The organism is Flavobacterium sp. N1994, from assembly GCF_025947145.1.
GTDB lineage: Bacteria > Bacteroidota > Bacteroidia > Flavobacteriales > Flavobacteriaceae > Flavobacterium.
The window spans coordinates 3,241,300-3,258,156 of the sequence record NZ_CP109999.1; the positions used below are offsets into that span (position 1 = coordinate 3,241,300).

Here is a 16,857-nt window from a genome sequence, read left to right on the forward strand (position 1 = left end):
TTACTTTATTTGATAAAATTATATGAGTAGGAATTATAAGTTTCATAATCCTGAAGGATTGTATTTTATAAGCTTTGCTGTAGTTGGTTGGTTAGATGTATTTACCCGTAATGAATATAAAGATTTATTTATAGAGAGTCTTACCCATTGTCAACAAAACAAAGGATTAGAAATCCACGCATGGTGCATTATGAGTAGCCATGTACATTTAGTTTTTAGAAGTATAGAGGGGCAAAATCCCGAATTATTGATTGGGGATTTAAAAAGGTTTACAAGTAGGTCGATTGTTAAATGTATTCAGGAAAACCAAAAGGAAAGCAGAAAAGAGTTTTTGTTAGACTATTTTAAAAAAGAAGCGGCAAAAAATTCAAATACTACAAATTTTCAATTTTGGCGACATGATAATAAACCAATTGAGTTGTGGAGTAATGAAGTAATTCAACAAAAAATTGATTATATTCACAATAATCCTGTAGAGGAAGGAATTGTGTTTAGACCTGAAGATTACAAATATAGTAGTGCTCCGGATTATGCAGGTGAAAAAGGATTGTTAGATGGTATTTGTGTTTTTCAGTATTTTAAATTATAGTTCATAGAGCCACGCGAAGGGATTCGCGCGGTAGCGGGGATTGTTGCGGAGGAGAGTGTAGAATATAAAAAGAGTTAGGGATGAGATTAAGAGATAATTTTCCAAATACTAGAGAAGAAGCTAAAGTTTTTGATGTTGAAATCAGAGATGAGCTTGCAGTTTTTAAAATATTTGAAACTAAAAAAACAATGGAAGCAACTGTTGCAGAAGTCAATTCTTTTCTAGAAAAAAATGGATATGATCAAATAAATATTTCTGAATTTATTGAGAATGAATTTAGATATGAATCGGAAGATGAAATTGTATCTTTAAGTCCTCATGGCTTTATTGAGGCTTTAGTTTTATTTATAGAGAGGGAAAATAAATAAAAAAATAAACTCGTATACAACCTTGATTAGTTGTTGCCGATATTGATAATTGGGCAAGTTAAAGGTGAATTTAAATTAAATATTTATATCATGTTTGGAAATCCATTTATAGCTGAAATTATTGCACGTATATTTCAAACGGCAGACACTGAAGTTAGACGGGAATTAATTGACCCATATAATCCATTGGAGACAAATGAAAGAGATAGAGTTTCTGTACTTTGTAGATTAATTAGACAAGAAGTCAACAAATATCCATTTATAAGATCATTTTCTATTCAAGCTCATGCTAGGGATACTACAAGACGGGATGCATTATTTGTTTTCAGATTTAATGAGGAAGTAAAAATTGGTTTAGTTGAAGCAAAACTTTTAAGGATAAGCGGTGCAAATTTGAATAGTTTTTGGGATTGGCCGATTGGGGGTCCATCTCATTTTACTCGACAGGTTATAGATCAGCAATTATGGTTAAATCAAGCTGCTGTATGGGATATGTTTATTCCAAATTGCAATATTGGCGAACATTCCCCGCCTTTTGACAGAGAAGGGTCATCAAATATTTGGGCTGATGAATTAATAAATAATCCTAAAATAACTCGCCCAAATGAATTATGGAATTATCAAGATGTATTGGATGCAAAACACCAATATTTATCTCTTTATGATATTGTTAAAGAAATTATTAAATGTAATAAAGGGTTTAAGCATAATATAACTGGAAAAAACGAAATAGAAATTGAATCATCCAATCCTAATATTAAGATGCCAATACCCATTCCAAGATCTCAGCGACTAAACGGCGAAATTATTGAATCATTTTTCTCAAATAATAAATCTATCGACTCATTGAATTATTACCGGTTTGATGATTTATACACTGCTACAAAAGACTTTCTCCAAAAAAAAGAACTAAATATTCCAAATTATTTAAGAGATAGAAACCTTTTAGACAAATCATTTGAAGAATTTTTGTCGATTGTAAATGAAGCAGCTTTAAATAATAATTAAGTAAAATAAATGACAAGAATCAGCTCAACAACTTTATTCAATTTTACTGACAGTTTAGATTATCTTATCAATAATTTAAGAGATGGATTTTATTGCAGTAACACATATGAAAAGCTACCATTACGAAATAATGGTTATAGGGTTCCAATGGCTTGTTTTTGTGACATTCCATTAAGTTTGATTAAAGAACATTTTGATTGGTATGGAAGATACGGAATTGGCATCAAAAGAACTTACGCGAGAGAACTTGGTGTAAAACCTGTTTGGTATGTAACAAGTGAAAGTAATTTAGTAAGGTCATTAATTAAAAACAAAGACCTTAATGAATACGAAAGAAAGCATTTGATTCCATATTTAAAACAGTTTTTAGGTAATCAGGAATATAAAGATGGTAAAGAAAAAAGAAAGAAATTTTACGATGAAAGAGAGTGGCGTTATGTTCCAGATAATTCATTAGTTGAGCCATTCTTCGGCACATCTAGAAAATCAGTTCCAGAAAGAAACAATGAACAACACAGAATGAAATTAGAATTGAGTGCCATTGAATATATCATCATAGAAAATGAAAAAGAATTTGATAAAATAATGCCAATACTAAAAGAAATAAGTAATGAAAAAGTGAGCTATGAATTATTGCTTTCAAAAATTATGACTTCAAAACAAATAGAAAGAGATTTTTAGCCAAAACAAGACAAAAGTTTTTTAATCGTTTTTGTAAAACAATTGAAATTAATTAGATTTTTTATTATGCAAGATATAAAAATCATAAAAATGGCTATGTCTATCAAGCATTTCATATAGTGACTAACTCGCTTATAAAAGAAAATAAAAGAATAAAACAAAATAGTTATGCTAAACTACAAAGACTACGAAAAGAAAGTATACGATTGGTTAATGGCCAAGCATCAAAAAGATAATTCTTTTACTTTTTCAGTGCGCCGAAACGGTGTTGGGGATGCTAAGAAGGATTATTTTATTGGTACTGAAAAATCCAAATACTTTTCAACCACTTTTTGGACCTTGCCAGGTTCTTATCCTGGCTCTTCGGGTGACAATATTGGTTTGATATTTCATTATACCAAAACGGGGTATAATTATTTTATTGAGTTTAACCAAACTAAATCGCCTCATAATGCCCAGAACCAATCTATTTTATCGCTTCTTGAAAGTATGAAGCCAGCTCTAGAGGAAAAAATAGGACTACAGAGTGTAACCTCTACTGATAATAAAATGTATACTCTAAAAACAAAAATGCATAAGAGTAGCTATGAAACAATAGAGGAAATGTTAGAATTTGTAGATAAAGACATTGCCATAGTACTACCTATTGTTAATGATTATATACAAAGGGAAAAAGCTAAAAATAAAGATTTTGTTGCTAATAGAATAACTGTTCCTGTTTTTGAATCTATGATTGATAAAATGGAAAAAAGGTTTGTAAAATATAATGATGATGAACAAAAAGAAGATTTTTTAACTTTCTTAAAAAAGTTTGACGATAAAGATGTAACTACTTATTTTGATTTTTTTAAATACATAATTACAACACTCAATCTTAAAAAAGGAGATGAACGATTGCAATTTAGTTACAGAGGGAAACGATTACATTTCACAATTGGACAGCGAATAGCTTGGATATTAAATTCATCTGAAAAAAAAGGGAAATTTTATGTGTTATCAAACGATAAATTAAATGAATCAAGTTCACAATATAAAGGAGCAGCACCATTGCCTTGGGGCTCTTATTTTAATGAATTAATTCTTTCAGAACAAGAAAGACAATCAATAGTTGATGGGTTTATATCTGAACTAAATAGAACTAAAAAATCGGGTTACAGAACCCACAATGATGAAGATTTTGAAAATTACACTTTTGATTATGCTGTCGGAACTACTTCTACTGAAATCAAAACTGAAAACGCTAAACCAAATGGTTTTCCACTCAACCAAATTTTATACGGACCTCCGGGGACAGGGAAGACTTTTCATACCATCAATAAATCATTAGCTATCATTGAAAAAAAACCTGAAGAAGATTTAAAAAATGAGGATAGAAAGGAAATAAAAAAACGCTTTGACCAATATGTTAAAGATGGGAGAATTGTGTTTACCACTTTTCACCAAAGCATGAGTTATGAAGATTTTATTGAAGGGATAAAGCCCAAAGTGGATGAGAATGAAGAAGGCGAAAAACAAGTGATTTATGATGTTGAAAAAGGAATATTTAAGCAATTGGTAGAAAATGCTAAAAAACCCAATAAAGCAATAACAAAAACTCAAGAAGTATATACGTTTGATGATGGTTGGGATGATTTAGTTACTGAAGTTAATAAACAAATAGAAGCAAAAACCCCTTTGTTTTTATCTATTCAAACTCCTAAACTGGGATTGCAAGTAGTAGATATTTCGGGTGGGGGGAATTTAAAGTTAAAACCTATTTATTCTGAACAAGCAAAAGAATATACTGTATCTTATTCAAGAGCCAAAAAATTACAAGAAGCCTTCCCAGACTTAAGTGTGATAAAAAACATTGATAAAGAGTTTAGAGCTGAAATAGGAGGTTCAAACTCGACTGCTTATTGGTCGGTTTTAAATTACGTAAATCAAAGAATAAAGGGCAATAAAAAAAGTGATATTCAAGAAACTATTTTACCTGCTTTACCTTATGTCCTTGTTATTGATGAAATTAATAGAGGTAATGTTTCCCAAATCTTTGGAGAATTAATAACCTTAATTGAAGAAGATAAAAGAATAGGAAAAGATGAAGCGTTAGAAGTTACTTTGCCTTATAGTAATGAAAAGTTTGGCGTTCCACAAAACGTGTATATCATAGGCACTATGAATACAGCAGACCGCAGTGTGGAAGCTCTGGATACTGCATTAAGAAGAAGGTTTACTTTTAAAGAATTAATGCCTGACAGTAAGGTAGTAGCGGAAAAAGGTTTTACAGATTTTAAAAGAATAGAAATCATGGAAAAAATCAATAACCGTATAGAGCTATTATTAGACAGGAACCATACTTTAGGGCATGCTTATTTTATAAAAGATAACTTCAAAAACTCATTTGAAAATGAAATTATTCCGTTACTACAGGAATACTTTTATAATGATTACGGGAAAATAGGTTTGGTTTTAGGTAAAGGATTTGTACAAGACAAAAACATAACAAAATCTAGTGATAAAAACATTTTTGCTGATTTTGAAACTAAAAATGAAATAGACATTGCTAAGGCCTATGAGTTAATTCCATTTAAAGAGGTTGATTTTGAAGAGGCGCTACAAACCTTATTAGCCTAAGCATGCTAAAAGACAATACCATACAAGTTTTTGAACATAGCTTTCTCCCCATAGAAGGTAAGTTTGAGCAACGCCATTTTGTGGCCTTATCTAAACTTAATGCTTTACATCAATATCAATACTTTGATTTAAAACATAATGGCATTTTATTCAAGCAATTTGTTGGTGTGATTCAAGTGGATGGTCTAACCATTGAGATATTGCCCAAGATTGATAAATATGAAACTGAGAATGAGTTAGCTAAACAAAAATGGCAGCGGGCTTTAATAGAAATGCTACGAGTTACTCGTAAACTGAAAGTGCAGCAGGTAGGCGAAGCCAATGTTAGAAAACAACAGATTCACTTATTAGACATTTACTTTGAATGGTTTTTAAATGAGGTACAACTACTAATCCATCACGGGCTAATCAAACAATATTATAAGGAAACTAGTAATGTTAAAGCCTTGAAAGGCAAACTCGAATTTGCTGGACATATTAGCAAGAACTTGGTGCATAAAGAACGTTTCTATACTAAGCATCAAGTGTATGATAAAGACCATTTAGTGCATCAAGTATTAAATATAGCGTTAACTATAGTAGAGAAATGCACTAAAGGGAATTACTTGTACAGCAAATGTAAAACGGTACAATTAGATTTTCCAGAGGTAAAATCAATTCATGTAAACGAAACAACTTTTACCAAACTTCCTAACAATAGGAAGACAGCTCCTTATGAAACAGCTTTAGCCATAGCTAGATTAATTATTTTGAATTATGCCCCTAACATTTCAAGTGGTAATGAAAAAATGTTGGCGTTATTGTTTGATATGAATTCATTGTGGGAGGAATATGTATTGGTTCGTTTGAAACAATCGGCAAAAGATGATGTTAGAGTTTATGGGCAGGATTCAAAACCATTTTGGAAGAATATCACTATTCGCCCAGACATTGTAATTGAAAAAGGAGAAGGTGACGACAAAGAAACCTTTATTATAGATACCAAATGGAAGAATATTGATTATTCAGAACCCTCAACACAAGATTTAAGACAGATGTATGTTTATAATGAGTATTGGGATAGTAAAAAAGCGATGTTACTCTATCCTTCAAACGAAACAAAAGAAATAAAAGAAGGTGATTTTGTACCTTTTGAAAATAACAAGCATGCTTGTTCCTTAGGAAAGGTTTCTATTTTTAATAAAGCTACTGAAACGTTGAATGAAAACATTGGTAAAGAAATCTTGGGATGGTTTTCTGCGGTAGAATATAAAAACAGTTAGTTTTAATAGGGCCCCGCCCCGCTCCCGCGCGAATCCTTTCGCGTGGTAAGTAAATCTAAAAAAAAGCAATTATTGTTGTATTTATGAATCCTAGAAAAGGATTGTCTGGTAGGGGTGGGAACTTGAAATAATCTGTGCTAATTTGTGTAATTTGTGGCTAAAAAACTAAAAACGGTAAACCTATAACTATACCGTACCTACGGCACTGTAAAAACCTATTCTTATTATATTTCTACCAAATATGCCGCCCCTAACTGGGCTTTTTTGATTGGATTAGAGTCTCAGTTTGCGGTCTCAGTTTACACTTACTAACCCACAACTCATCAATCCCTTTTCTGATAGTCTTTAATATGCATAGGGTGGTAGCGGTTCGCCATACGCTCGTGCAGGATGCCTAGGATGGCTTGTTTAGAGTACATGATTTTACCGCCTATTTTAGCATAGGGTACTTGTTGGGTTTTGCGCCAGCGGTAGAGGGTTTTGTCGCACACTTTAAAGAGTTGTTTTAAATCGGCATTGTCATAGTAGTTCGCTTCTAGCTCTACTAATTTTCTGCGGTGTACTAAAGCCACTAGGCTAAAGATTACTTCTTTCCAACTCTTTTTACTTTTAGTCCCTATAGGAGTAGGGGCATTGCTTTGGGTTTCATTAGGTGTAGGCATAATCAAAACGTATTAAGAGACAATACCCACAAGAAGAGTGCTTTAGTAAGTCGTTACAGGGTGTTTGTCGAAAAAGGTAGTTTTTGCCGTTTTTTGCCGAAACCGTCACTTTTTGCCGAAAGTGAAAACTTAATTTTCCCTTAAGATTTTAAAATCATAGGAAAAGTAACAGGTATTGGTATTATATTTGATACTAGTAAATCTGTTTCACATGGTTACTAGTGTGCTGTGTGAGTGTCGTTTACCAAAAAGGAGAACGCCACATTATGCCCTAACAGTTGCTGTACCCCAGCGAACTGATGTTTTAAGAATCAACCTAAGCTATTTTTTTTATTGCAACAAACACTACCATGAACAGAATCTGCATTTACAACAAAGATGTACAACAAATTACAGGCAAAAGCGAAAGACACTGTCGCGATGTCATCAAAAAAATCAGAGCCTTCAAAGCCAAACCCAAACACCAACCCATCACCATCGATGAACTTTGTGACTATCTTGGACTAGAAGTTGAGAAAGTGATGCAGTTGTTGAGATAATGGACAGGGTAGTAGTTACTAGTAATTATTTTGGCGTCCGCATCAAATAGAACTTTTTTACCTAAATTTGCTTTATGGGTATCGTTGACCAAAATATAGAAGATGTAAAAAGACTTTGTACAAGATACAATGTGGAAAAGATGTATCTATTTGGTTCAGTACTGAATACTACCTTCAATAAAGAAAGTGATATTGACCTTCTCGTAAAATTTAAAGCTATTGAATTATCAAAGTATTTCGATAACTACATGGAGTTCAAAGAAAATTTAGAAAAATTATTTGGTCGTGAAGTTGATTTAGTGGAAGAACAAACTTTAAAAAACCCAATCTTAATCCACTCAATCAACAAATCAAAAGCGCTTATTTATGGATGAAAGGATTCTTAAATGGCTTTACGATATTAAAATGTCTATTGACGAAATCGACAGTTTTTTCATTGAAGAAGAAAAAGATTTCTTTAAGTACAAAAGCAACTTAATGCTTAAAAGAGCTGTCGAAAGAAATTTTGAGATTATTGGAGAGGCAGTGAACAGAATAATGACTCGTGATATTTCGTTTACTGAAAAAATTAGTAATGCCAAAGCAATTATCGGGTTGAGAAACCAAGTCATCCATGCTTATGACAATGTTTCGGACGAAAATATTTGGTCAATCCTAACAAACCATCTTCCCAAACTAAAAAGCGAAGTTCATGCGTTAATCAAAGAAAACGATAAAACTACTTAGAGCCCTTGCTGGAAGAGTAACCGCTGCAATTTACAACAGACAGCTGACTACAGCAGCAACCACCACGTCATACACTACTATGCCACTGTTAAAACCGAATGTCCACTGGACATTTATTACGCTATACCTCCATACAATTCGCAAGCTTGGGTCTCCTCTTACTATCAAATTTGAAAAGGAGGGGAGCTGCGTGTAGTTTATTTATAGATAATCCCTAAAAAATGATCTGAGTAAAAGCTCCCCTCCTTTTTAAGGAGGGGTGGCATAACGAAGTGTATGACGGGGTGGTTACTTTTATAGCAGGGGTATAATTACCATAGCTAGGCGTGCCCCCCTGTTACACCAAAGTAGTTCAAAAAAAGAAACCTGACTGGTTTTAGAAACCAGTCAGGTTTAAAACTAAAAACTCCCACCATCTATAAACAGCAGTAGTCAATCACTAATTACTAATCACATCTCCGCTTCGCAAAGTCTTCATCCTTTGAGCTATAAATTTAAGCTTTTTTAAATAGTAAAAAATTACGCAAAGTAGGGAGACATTTACGCAGCTTTTCTAGGGACCTCTTTGCGGAGCGGGGTGAAATGAATTTTAGGGATTATTAGTAATTAATTTTCCGACCGTTTCACTGCTGATTGCGATACTATTTACCGACCAAATTCACATTACTGTAGTTGAAACAACTTGAACTGAATTTTTGGATATTTTAGCATGAACATATATTTTATAAAACATATATTTGGCAAGATAATTATCACATTAAGTGATTATAATACTCAAATGATAAAGTAATTTTCAATCTAATGAAAGATTTTTTTTATTGCATAATAACCTTGTTTTGTACTGTTTTTATAGGAAATGCTCAAGCAGTTTCCACTTTTGCAGGTTCAGGAGTTGCAGGGGCCACTAACGGAACAGGAACAGTAGCTCAATTTAACAATCCATCAGCCATTTGTGTAGATAATACTCATAATGTGTATGTAGCTGATTCCAATAACAACGTAATTCGAAAAATATCGGCAACAGGAGTTGTCACAACACTTGCTGGTTCAGGAGTTGCGGGCTTTGCAGATGGAACAGGAACAGCAGCTCAATTTAACAATCCGTCTGGTATTTGTACTGATGGATATTATATATATGTAGCCGATACCAATAATAACAGAATTCGAATAATCACAGCAGCAGGAGTCGTAACTACATTGGCAGGCTCAACACAAGGTTATGTTGATGGAACGGGAATAGGAGCTAAGTTTAATGCACCGATGGGAATATGTTTGACTACTGGCGGAATAGTATATGTTGCAGATACTAGCAATAACAAAATTCGAAGAATTACAGCAACGGGAGTAGTTACTACATTTGTTGGTTCTACACAAGGGTATGCTGATGGCACCGGAACGGTAGCTCAATTTAATGGTCCTAGGGGAGTTACAGCTGAGGGCTCAGATATTTATGTAACGGACACGAATAATAATAGAATACGAAAAATTACGTTAACGGGTGTAGTAACTACCTATGCGGGATCAACTCAAGGATATAGTGATGGCTCTGGAACTACTGCTAAATTTGATAACCCTACCAGCATTTCAATGGATGCCAATGGTCAGCTTTATGTAACTGACCAAAACAATAATAGAATTAGGAAGATTTATACTTACAATCCTAATTTGGGCTCAGTTGCAACCTATTCTGGTTCAAACCAGGGTTATTTAGATGGGAATGTTTCAACCGCTTTATTTAATGCACCAAAAGGAATTTTTATAGATTCAAACATATTATATTTAGCTGATTCAGGCAATAATATAATTCGAAAAACAACTATTTGTGATATATACCCAAGATTTCAATATTACGGCGTGAATAACTCTTTTTGCGCAACAGCGGGAAACATAGATGTGATGGAAATTTCAGGAACTTATACAAATATTACTTTTTCAGGTTCTACAGGACTTTCACTAAACACTATAACAGGGTCTATATCTCCAAGTTCTTCTGTTCCGGGGAACTACGGTGTGACTTGTACTGCAACACCAGATGGTTGCCCCAATGTACAATATCAAGTAGATGTAAATATTGTAACTCCACCAACAGCAAGTATCAGTTATACTAGTAGTACCTATTATACTAATGTAACTACACCACAACCAGTTACTTTAACAGGGTCAGGCAATTATTTGGGAGGTTCTTTTTCCTCACAACCTAGTGGACTAGAAATGAATATTTCCACAGGAGAAATATATCCAAGCAGTTCTATGCCGGGTACTTATACAGTTTCATATTTTGTCTATAACGGATGCCAAACTAATGTTACGACTCAAGTAGTAATCCTAAATTATAGTAATTTAAGCATTACTTCATCAACTACTACTGCCGGATTATTTGATACCATTACTGTAGATGTGCAACTTTCAGAAGCTACTGATGTGTACAGTTTGTATATGAAACTTAAAGGTAATCCCGCCGTAAGTCAATATTTGGATTATTCAGGGTATACTGCCGGTACATTACTGGGAACAGGAAGTAGTGTTATTTCAACGGCACCAGTAGCAACCAGTGGGGTGTATGATTTCGGAATTACCAAAGTGGGTTCGGTGCCCGGGTATACGGGTGGTGGGTTATTTTATTCTTTTCGGTTTGTTACTAAAAACATTCCAATTCCTCAAGGGACTAGTTTTTGTTTTTACTTAGACAATGTAAGTGCCTACAATTCTACTGGAAACACTGTTAATTTGATATATAATGAACCTCCATATTGTTATGCTTTTAACAATCAAGTTAATGTTTGGCCAGGAGATTTAAATAAATCTAATTCAGTTACCACGGCCGATTTATTGCCAATAGGGTATTTTTATAATGCAACTGGACCAGCAAGAACAAATACTAACATTCAATGGTCTGCCCATCCTGCTACTTTGTGGGGATATAATCATAGTTCACAAAATAGTGATGGCTATAAAGTATTTGCCGATTCTAACGGAGATGGGGTCATTAACAATGCAGACCAAGCTGCCATAGGATTAAATATGAATCAGATACACTCCAAAATGAGTACTTCTGCGGTTTCGGCAGCGCCACCTCATTTTACGCCACAACAACTTACCACTGCTTCAGGCACGTTAACTGTAACTCCAAATAACACGGTTATCAACGGAGCTGCTTTGCCTCAAACAGTAACTTTTACGGTTAGTGTAAATAATACAGGAGGGCTCAATGCGCTTTACGGTACATCTGTAAACCTACTTTTTGACGAAACTATTTTTGATTTAAATACGGCAACGGTAGATTATACGGGTTCTATATTTGGAACTGTAGGAGCTGATTGTTTGGCGTTGAATTTTAATTCTACTAACATGATTAGCGTTGGACTTACCAGATATGCTAATGCTGCTATAGTAGGGCAAGGGTTATTATTTAAAGTAACATTACAAACCAAATCTTCTCTTGGTTCATCATTGACTCAAACCTCGGTTTCCGGTTATGTAGATGCCGCCAATAATCAGGTTGGGGAAACTTTAGTAATACAAGATGCTCCTGTAACGAATTTAGTCATCACTAATAATTTAGGAACTAATCCAATAAAACAAGATGATTTTGTTCTTTATCCTAATCCTACAAACGATATGGTACATCTTGTTACGGGAACAAAGGCATCACAATTGAATAATCTTAAATTAAAGGTAATTACTATTTTAGGTCAAACAGTGGAGGAAATGAACATCCAAAACCCCACTACCGACCTTTCTACTAAAAACTGGGGTGCAACGGGTATTTATTTTGTTCAAATAACAAACTCAAACAATACTATAATAATGACTAAAAAAGTGATTGTTAACAGAAAATAGAAAATTATGAAAAAAATTATTCTTATTGCTAGCATCCTTTTTAGCGCAATAATTTCAAATGCTCAAGTAGTATCTACTTTTGCGGGTTCCGGAGTTGCAGGCTCTACCAACGGAACAGGAACAGCAGCTCAATTTAACAATCCCACTGCAGTTTGCGTTGATCCTTCAGGTAATATTTATGTAGCGGAATGGAATGGTAATGTAATTCGTAAAATTACTGCAGCTGGAATAGTTACTACCTTTGCAGGTTCTGGTTCTGCTGCATATAGCGATGGTTCTGGTACCGCTGCGTCATTTAATGGTCCAACTGGAGTTTGTTCAGATGCTTCTGGCAATATCTATGTTGCCGATAGGGGAAATAATAGAATCCGAAAAATTACCCCAGCCGGAGTGGTTTCCACATTGGCAGGCTCTATCTCTGGTTCAGTAGATGGATTAGGTACTACTGCTCAATTTAATTTTCCACATGGAGTTTGTATTGATGCTACTGGAAATGTATTTGTGACAGATAACGGTAATCACAGAATAAGGAAAATTTCTCCGGCAGGACTAGTTACAACTTTAGCAGGGTCTATAGCTGGATATTCTGACGGTATTGGTACTGCTGCAAAATTTTATTCCCCATTGGGAATCTGTGTTGATGCTTCCGGAAATGTCTTTGTTGTGGACAATGGAAGTAATAAAATTAGAAAAATCACTCCCTCTGGTACCGTGTCTACCATTGCAGGCTATGCTGGGGGTTATGTTGATGGTGCTGGTGCAATAGCCCAATTTAATTATCCAACTGGAATTTGTATTGACGCAACTGGAAGTTTATATGTTACAGATAATAGCAATAACAAAGTTAGAAAAATAACTCCCGCAGGAGTAGTTTCAACAGTTGTCGGTTCAAGCGCAGGTTATATTGATGGCGCAGGCACAATTGCGCAATTTAAATCTCCAAATGGTATATGCATTACTAATTCTGGTATTCTTTATATAGCGGATAGTGGAAATAATAGAATTAGAAAAATAACACTATGCTCTGCTTCAAATATTTCAATTGTTAACATTATTCCATCGACGACAGCTGCAGTTTGTACTGGACAAAGTGTTACTTTATCAGCAAGTGCAGGGACAAATTTTTTATGGAATGGAGGACAAAATACGAACTCAATAACTATAAATCCAACTCAAAGCACACAGTATTCCGTTACAGTAACTAATTCGGTAGGTTGCACATCAACTGCCTCGTTAAGTGTATCAGTAATTCCAAACCAAAATGTCATCATTTCGGGGCCAAATGCACTATGTAATGGACAAAATGTAACATTAACAGCTTCTGGCGTAAGTTCATATTCTTGGAACAACGGCAGTAACTCAAGCTCAATAACAGTAAACCCAATTAATACAACAACATATACTGTAACAGGAACTGATTCTTGCGGATTCATTTCAACAAGTTCTAGAACAGTAAATGTAATAAATACAACACCCACAATAGCAATTCAACAACCTACGTGTAATAATCTATTAGGAGGACTTCAGGTCACATCACCGCTTTCTTCTATTTCTAGTATTCCTAATACCCCATCTGATTTATATATTTCTGAAGTAACAGACGCCGCTGCTAGTGCCTTAACTTATATTGAAATATTTAATGGAACTGGGGCAAGTGTAAACTTAAGCAGTTATAAATTAAAAGCCTATTATAACGGTAATTCCACTCCTGCTTGGAATTACCCATTGTCAGGAAACTTAGCGAATAATTCTGTTTTTGTAGTTGCTATTGGAAGTTCTATGAACATAGGTGGTATTGTTCCAAATCTATTTTTGAGTGGTACTGGAGGAGTAAACACCAACGATAATATTAGATTAACAACAAGTAGTGATGTTGAAGTTGATTTATGGGGGGAAACGAGTGGATTTGATTTTACCCCTAGTGGTCAACCAGGATATGTATATAAAAGACTCCCAACGGCAACAGTACCAAGTGTAACTTGGAACCCTGCTGATTGGACAGCTATTGATCCTGAGGATTACAGTGATGTTGGCACTTTCGGACCATTTATGTTATATGAATATAGTGTAGATAATGGCTCATGGCAATCCTCAACACAGTTTAATAATTTAGCCCCAGGAACTCATACCATATCAGTAAGAGAAACAACTTATTTGGGATGTAGCGGAGCTACTACGACTAGCTTTTTTACAATTGATAATCCAATACCACAAGTTTCTATTATTGGTTCAAACTTCGTGTGCTCTGGTTCAAATACAACATTAACAGCTTCTGGAGGCAGTTCTTATTTATGGAGTAATGGTAGCACTTCAGATACAATCACTGTTAATCCATCAGTAACAACAACATATTCTGTTACTGCAACAAGTTCTTATGGGTGTACAGCAATAGCATCTAAAACTATTACTGTAACTTCTTTACCTACTGGTACTATAACGTATTCTGGTAATCCGTTTTGTAAATCATTAACATCGGTTCAAGTCACGGCAGTAGGTAATGTAGCTTATGCTGGTGGCACCTATAGTTCTACAGCTGGATTATCAATAGATTCAGTTACAGGATCAATTAATCCTAGTTTGTCGACTGCCGGGGCTTATACTATAACATATACGATTCAACCAAGTGGAGGATGTCCAGCCATTTCTACGTCAACATCAATAGTTATTCTAACTACTCCTACGGCCAGCATTTCTGCTGATGGTATTATTGCAACTAATGCTACTATCACTAGTGGTAGTGCGATTCCTTTACAGCTCTATGGGACTTTTAATACGGTACCAAATATTCAATGGACACCAGCTACAGCTATAAGTTCAGCTACTGTTGCCAACCCTGTCGTGTATCCAAGTGCTACAACTACCTATACTGCTAGTTTTGTAAATAGTAATGGTTGTACACAAACTACTTCGTTTATTGTAAATGTCACACCACAACCTAACATTGGTAATTTGAGTCTTACATCTTCTAATACAACTATTGGCTTGTTTGACACCATAACGGTGGATGTTCAATTAACAGGCGCAACAAATCTGTATAGTTTGTATATGAAACTCAAAGGAAATGCGGCAGTGAATCAATATTTAGATTATCAAGGATTTACAGCCAGTACTTTATTGGGTTCTGGCGGCAATGTAATTTCTACACCACCTACAGCAACCAACGGCGTTTTAGATTTTGGTATTACTAAAGTAGGTCCGTCATCTGGTTATTCAGGAAGTGGTTTGTACTATACCTTGCGTTTTGTAACTAAGAATATTACTATTCCTGACGGAACCGTTTTTTGTTTCTACATAGATGATGTAAGTGCCTATAATTCATCAGGAACATCTTGTGGGCTGAATAATCAAGGCCAAAACTGTTATACATTTTCCAATCAAATAGCCGTATGGCCAGGAGATTTAAATAATTCCCACACAGTATCAACAGCCGATTTATTACCTATTGGGTATTTTTATAATGCAATAGGAACGGCAAGACCAAACGCAACTATTCAATGGAATGCCCAACCTGCGACACTTTGGGGATATAATCATAGCACTCCTAATGGTGATGCTTTCAAGGTATTTGCAGACTCAAATGGAGACGGAGTAATTAACAATGCAGACCAAGCTGCCATAGGTTATAATATGAATCAATTTCATTCTAAAATGTCATCTACAAATCCTGTTTTCTCCTCACTAACACAAAATACGACTGCTGCAGGGAATATAATAGTAACACCAAGTAGTACAACTATAAATGCAGCTATTTTACCTCAAACAGTTACATTTAATGTGAGTATAAATAATACTGGAGGATTAAATAATTTATTTGGTATATCTACTAATTTAATTTTTGATGAATCTGTTTTTAATTTAAGTACTGCTGTAATTGATTATACTGGTTCTATTTTTGGAAATACTGGTTCAGATTGTTTGGTTTTGAATTATGCATCCGCTTCAATGCTAAGTATTGGGATGACTAGATATGCTAATGCCGCTATAAACGGGCAAGGGTTATTATTTAAAGTAACATTACAAACCAAATCATCTTTGCCAGCTTTAACGCAAACTCAAGTAAATGCTATGGTTGAAGCAGCCAATAATCAAACTGGCGATGCATTAACAATTCAGGATGCTAACACAACAAACTTGACAATTATAAATAATTTAGGAGCTAGTGATATAGAAGCAGTAGGATGTAAACTGTATCCAAATCCTGTTAAAGATAAATTAAATATAGAATCCGCCACTACTATTAAGCTAACAACTATATATAATACTTTGGGACAATTGATAAATTCAATTCCACAAAACGCTAATCAAATAACAATTGATTTATCCAACTTACCCGCTAATAATTATTTTATTAAGATAGAGTCAGATGATAAAAAAGAAGTGTTTAAATTTATAAAAGAATAAATTAAAATAAGTTCTAAAAAGCGTTATTCATTTATTTGGTTAACGCTTTTTTTATTTTTGTAACCTTCCATTACAAAACACCTTCCGCCAACTTTCCTAAGCAAACTAAAATTAAATCACATACTTTATGACGTGAAAAAATTACAACACCTATTTTATAGTAAA

12 protein-coding genes are annotated in these 16,857 nt (G+C 34.3%); 11 read left to right on the forward strand and 1 reads right to left on the reverse strand.

Annotated features, from left to right (window positions below):
- Positions 1–22: 22 nt before the first annotated feature.
- The 6 genes from OLM53_RS14390 to OLM53_RS14415 all read left to right on the forward strand — a co-directional run bounded on the left by OLM53_RS14390 (position 23) and on the right by OLM53_RS14415 (position 6,524).
- Complete coding sequence (locus tag OLM53_RS14390; protein WP_264520922.1) at positions 23–589, forward strand: REP-associated tyrosine transposase; 567 nt, start codon at positions 23–25, stop codon at positions 587–589.
- An 80-nt stretch (positions 590–669) separates the two neighbouring features.
- Positions 670–957 carry a hypothetical protein gene (locus OLM53_RS14395; protein WP_264520923.1) on the forward strand — a complete coding sequence of 96 codons (288 nt, stop codon included), beginning with the start codon at positions 670–672 and terminating at the stop codon, positions 955–957.
- 90 nt (positions 958–1,047) lie between these two features.
- Positions 1,048–1,965 carry a hypothetical protein gene (locus tag OLM53_RS14400; protein ID WP_264520924.1) on the forward strand — a complete coding sequence of 306 codons (918 nt, stop codon included), beginning with the start codon at positions 1,048–1,050 and terminating at the stop codon, positions 1,963–1,965.
- A gap of 9 nt (positions 1,966–1,974) precedes the next feature.
- A complete protein-coding gene (locus OLM53_RS14405) occupies positions 1,975–2,646 on the forward strand; it encodes an abortive infection system antitoxin AbiGi family protein (protein WP_264520925.1) in 672 nt (223 codons plus the stop codon).
- A 168-nt stretch (positions 2,647–2,814) separates the two neighbouring features.
- Complete coding sequence (locus tag OLM53_RS14410; RefSeq protein ID WP_264520926.1) at positions 2,815–5,262, forward strand: McrB family protein; 2,448 nt, start codon at positions 2,815–2,817, stop codon at positions 5,260–5,262.
- 2 nt (positions 5,263–5,264) lie between these two features.
- Positions 5,265–6,524, forward strand: coding sequence for an McrC family protein (locus tag OLM53_RS14415; protein WP_264520927.1), 1,260 nt, complete (start codon positions 5,265–5,267; stop codon positions 6,522–6,524).
- A 323-nt stretch (positions 6,525–6,847) separates the two neighbouring features.
- Here OLM53_RS14415 and OLM53_RS14420 read toward each other — a convergent pair whose 3' ends face one another.
- Positions 6,848–7,186: a helix-turn-helix domain-containing protein gene (locus tag OLM53_RS14420; protein ID WP_264520928.1), complete on the reverse strand. Its 339-nt coding sequence runs from the start codon at positions 7,184–7,186 to the stop codon at positions 6,848–6,850.
- A 350-nt stretch (positions 7,187–7,536) separates the two neighbouring features.
- Here OLM53_RS14420 and OLM53_RS14425 point away from each other — a divergent pair, with 350 nt between their 5' ends.
- The 5 genes from OLM53_RS14425 to OLM53_RS14445 all read left to right on the forward strand — a co-directional run bounded on the left by OLM53_RS14425 (position 7,537) and on the right by OLM53_RS14445 (position 16,692).
- Positions 7,537–7,725: a hypothetical protein gene (locus OLM53_RS14425; RefSeq protein ID WP_264520929.1), complete on the forward strand. Its 189-nt coding sequence runs from the start codon at positions 7,537–7,539 to the stop codon at positions 7,723–7,725.
- Between the two features lie 74 nt (positions 7,726–7,799).
- Entirely contained in the window at positions 7,800–8,099 is a 300-nt protein-coding gene (locus OLM53_RS14430; RefSeq protein WP_264520930.1) for a nucleotidyltransferase family protein, read from the forward strand.
- Positions 8,092–8,451, forward strand: coding sequence for a DUF86 domain-containing protein (locus OLM53_RS14435; RefSeq protein WP_264520931.1), 360 nt, complete (start codon positions 8,092–8,094; stop codon positions 8,449–8,451). Before OLM53_RS14430 ends, OLM53_RS14435 begins: the two co-directional genes overlap by 8 nt.
- Positions 8,452–9,252: 801 nt before the next feature.
- Complete coding sequence (locus OLM53_RS14440; RefSeq protein ID WP_264520932.1) at positions 9,253–12,291, forward strand: T9SS type A sorting domain-containing protein; 3,039 nt, start codon at positions 9,253–9,255, stop codon at positions 12,289–12,291.
- Positions 12,292–12,297: 6 nt separating this feature from the next.
- Positions 12,298–16,692 carry a T9SS type A sorting domain-containing protein gene (locus OLM53_RS14445; protein ID WP_264520933.1) on the forward strand — a complete coding sequence of 1,465 codons (4,395 nt, stop codon included), beginning with the start codon at positions 12,298–12,300 and terminating at the stop codon, positions 16,690–16,692.
- Positions 16,693–16,857 lie beyond the last annotated feature (165 nt).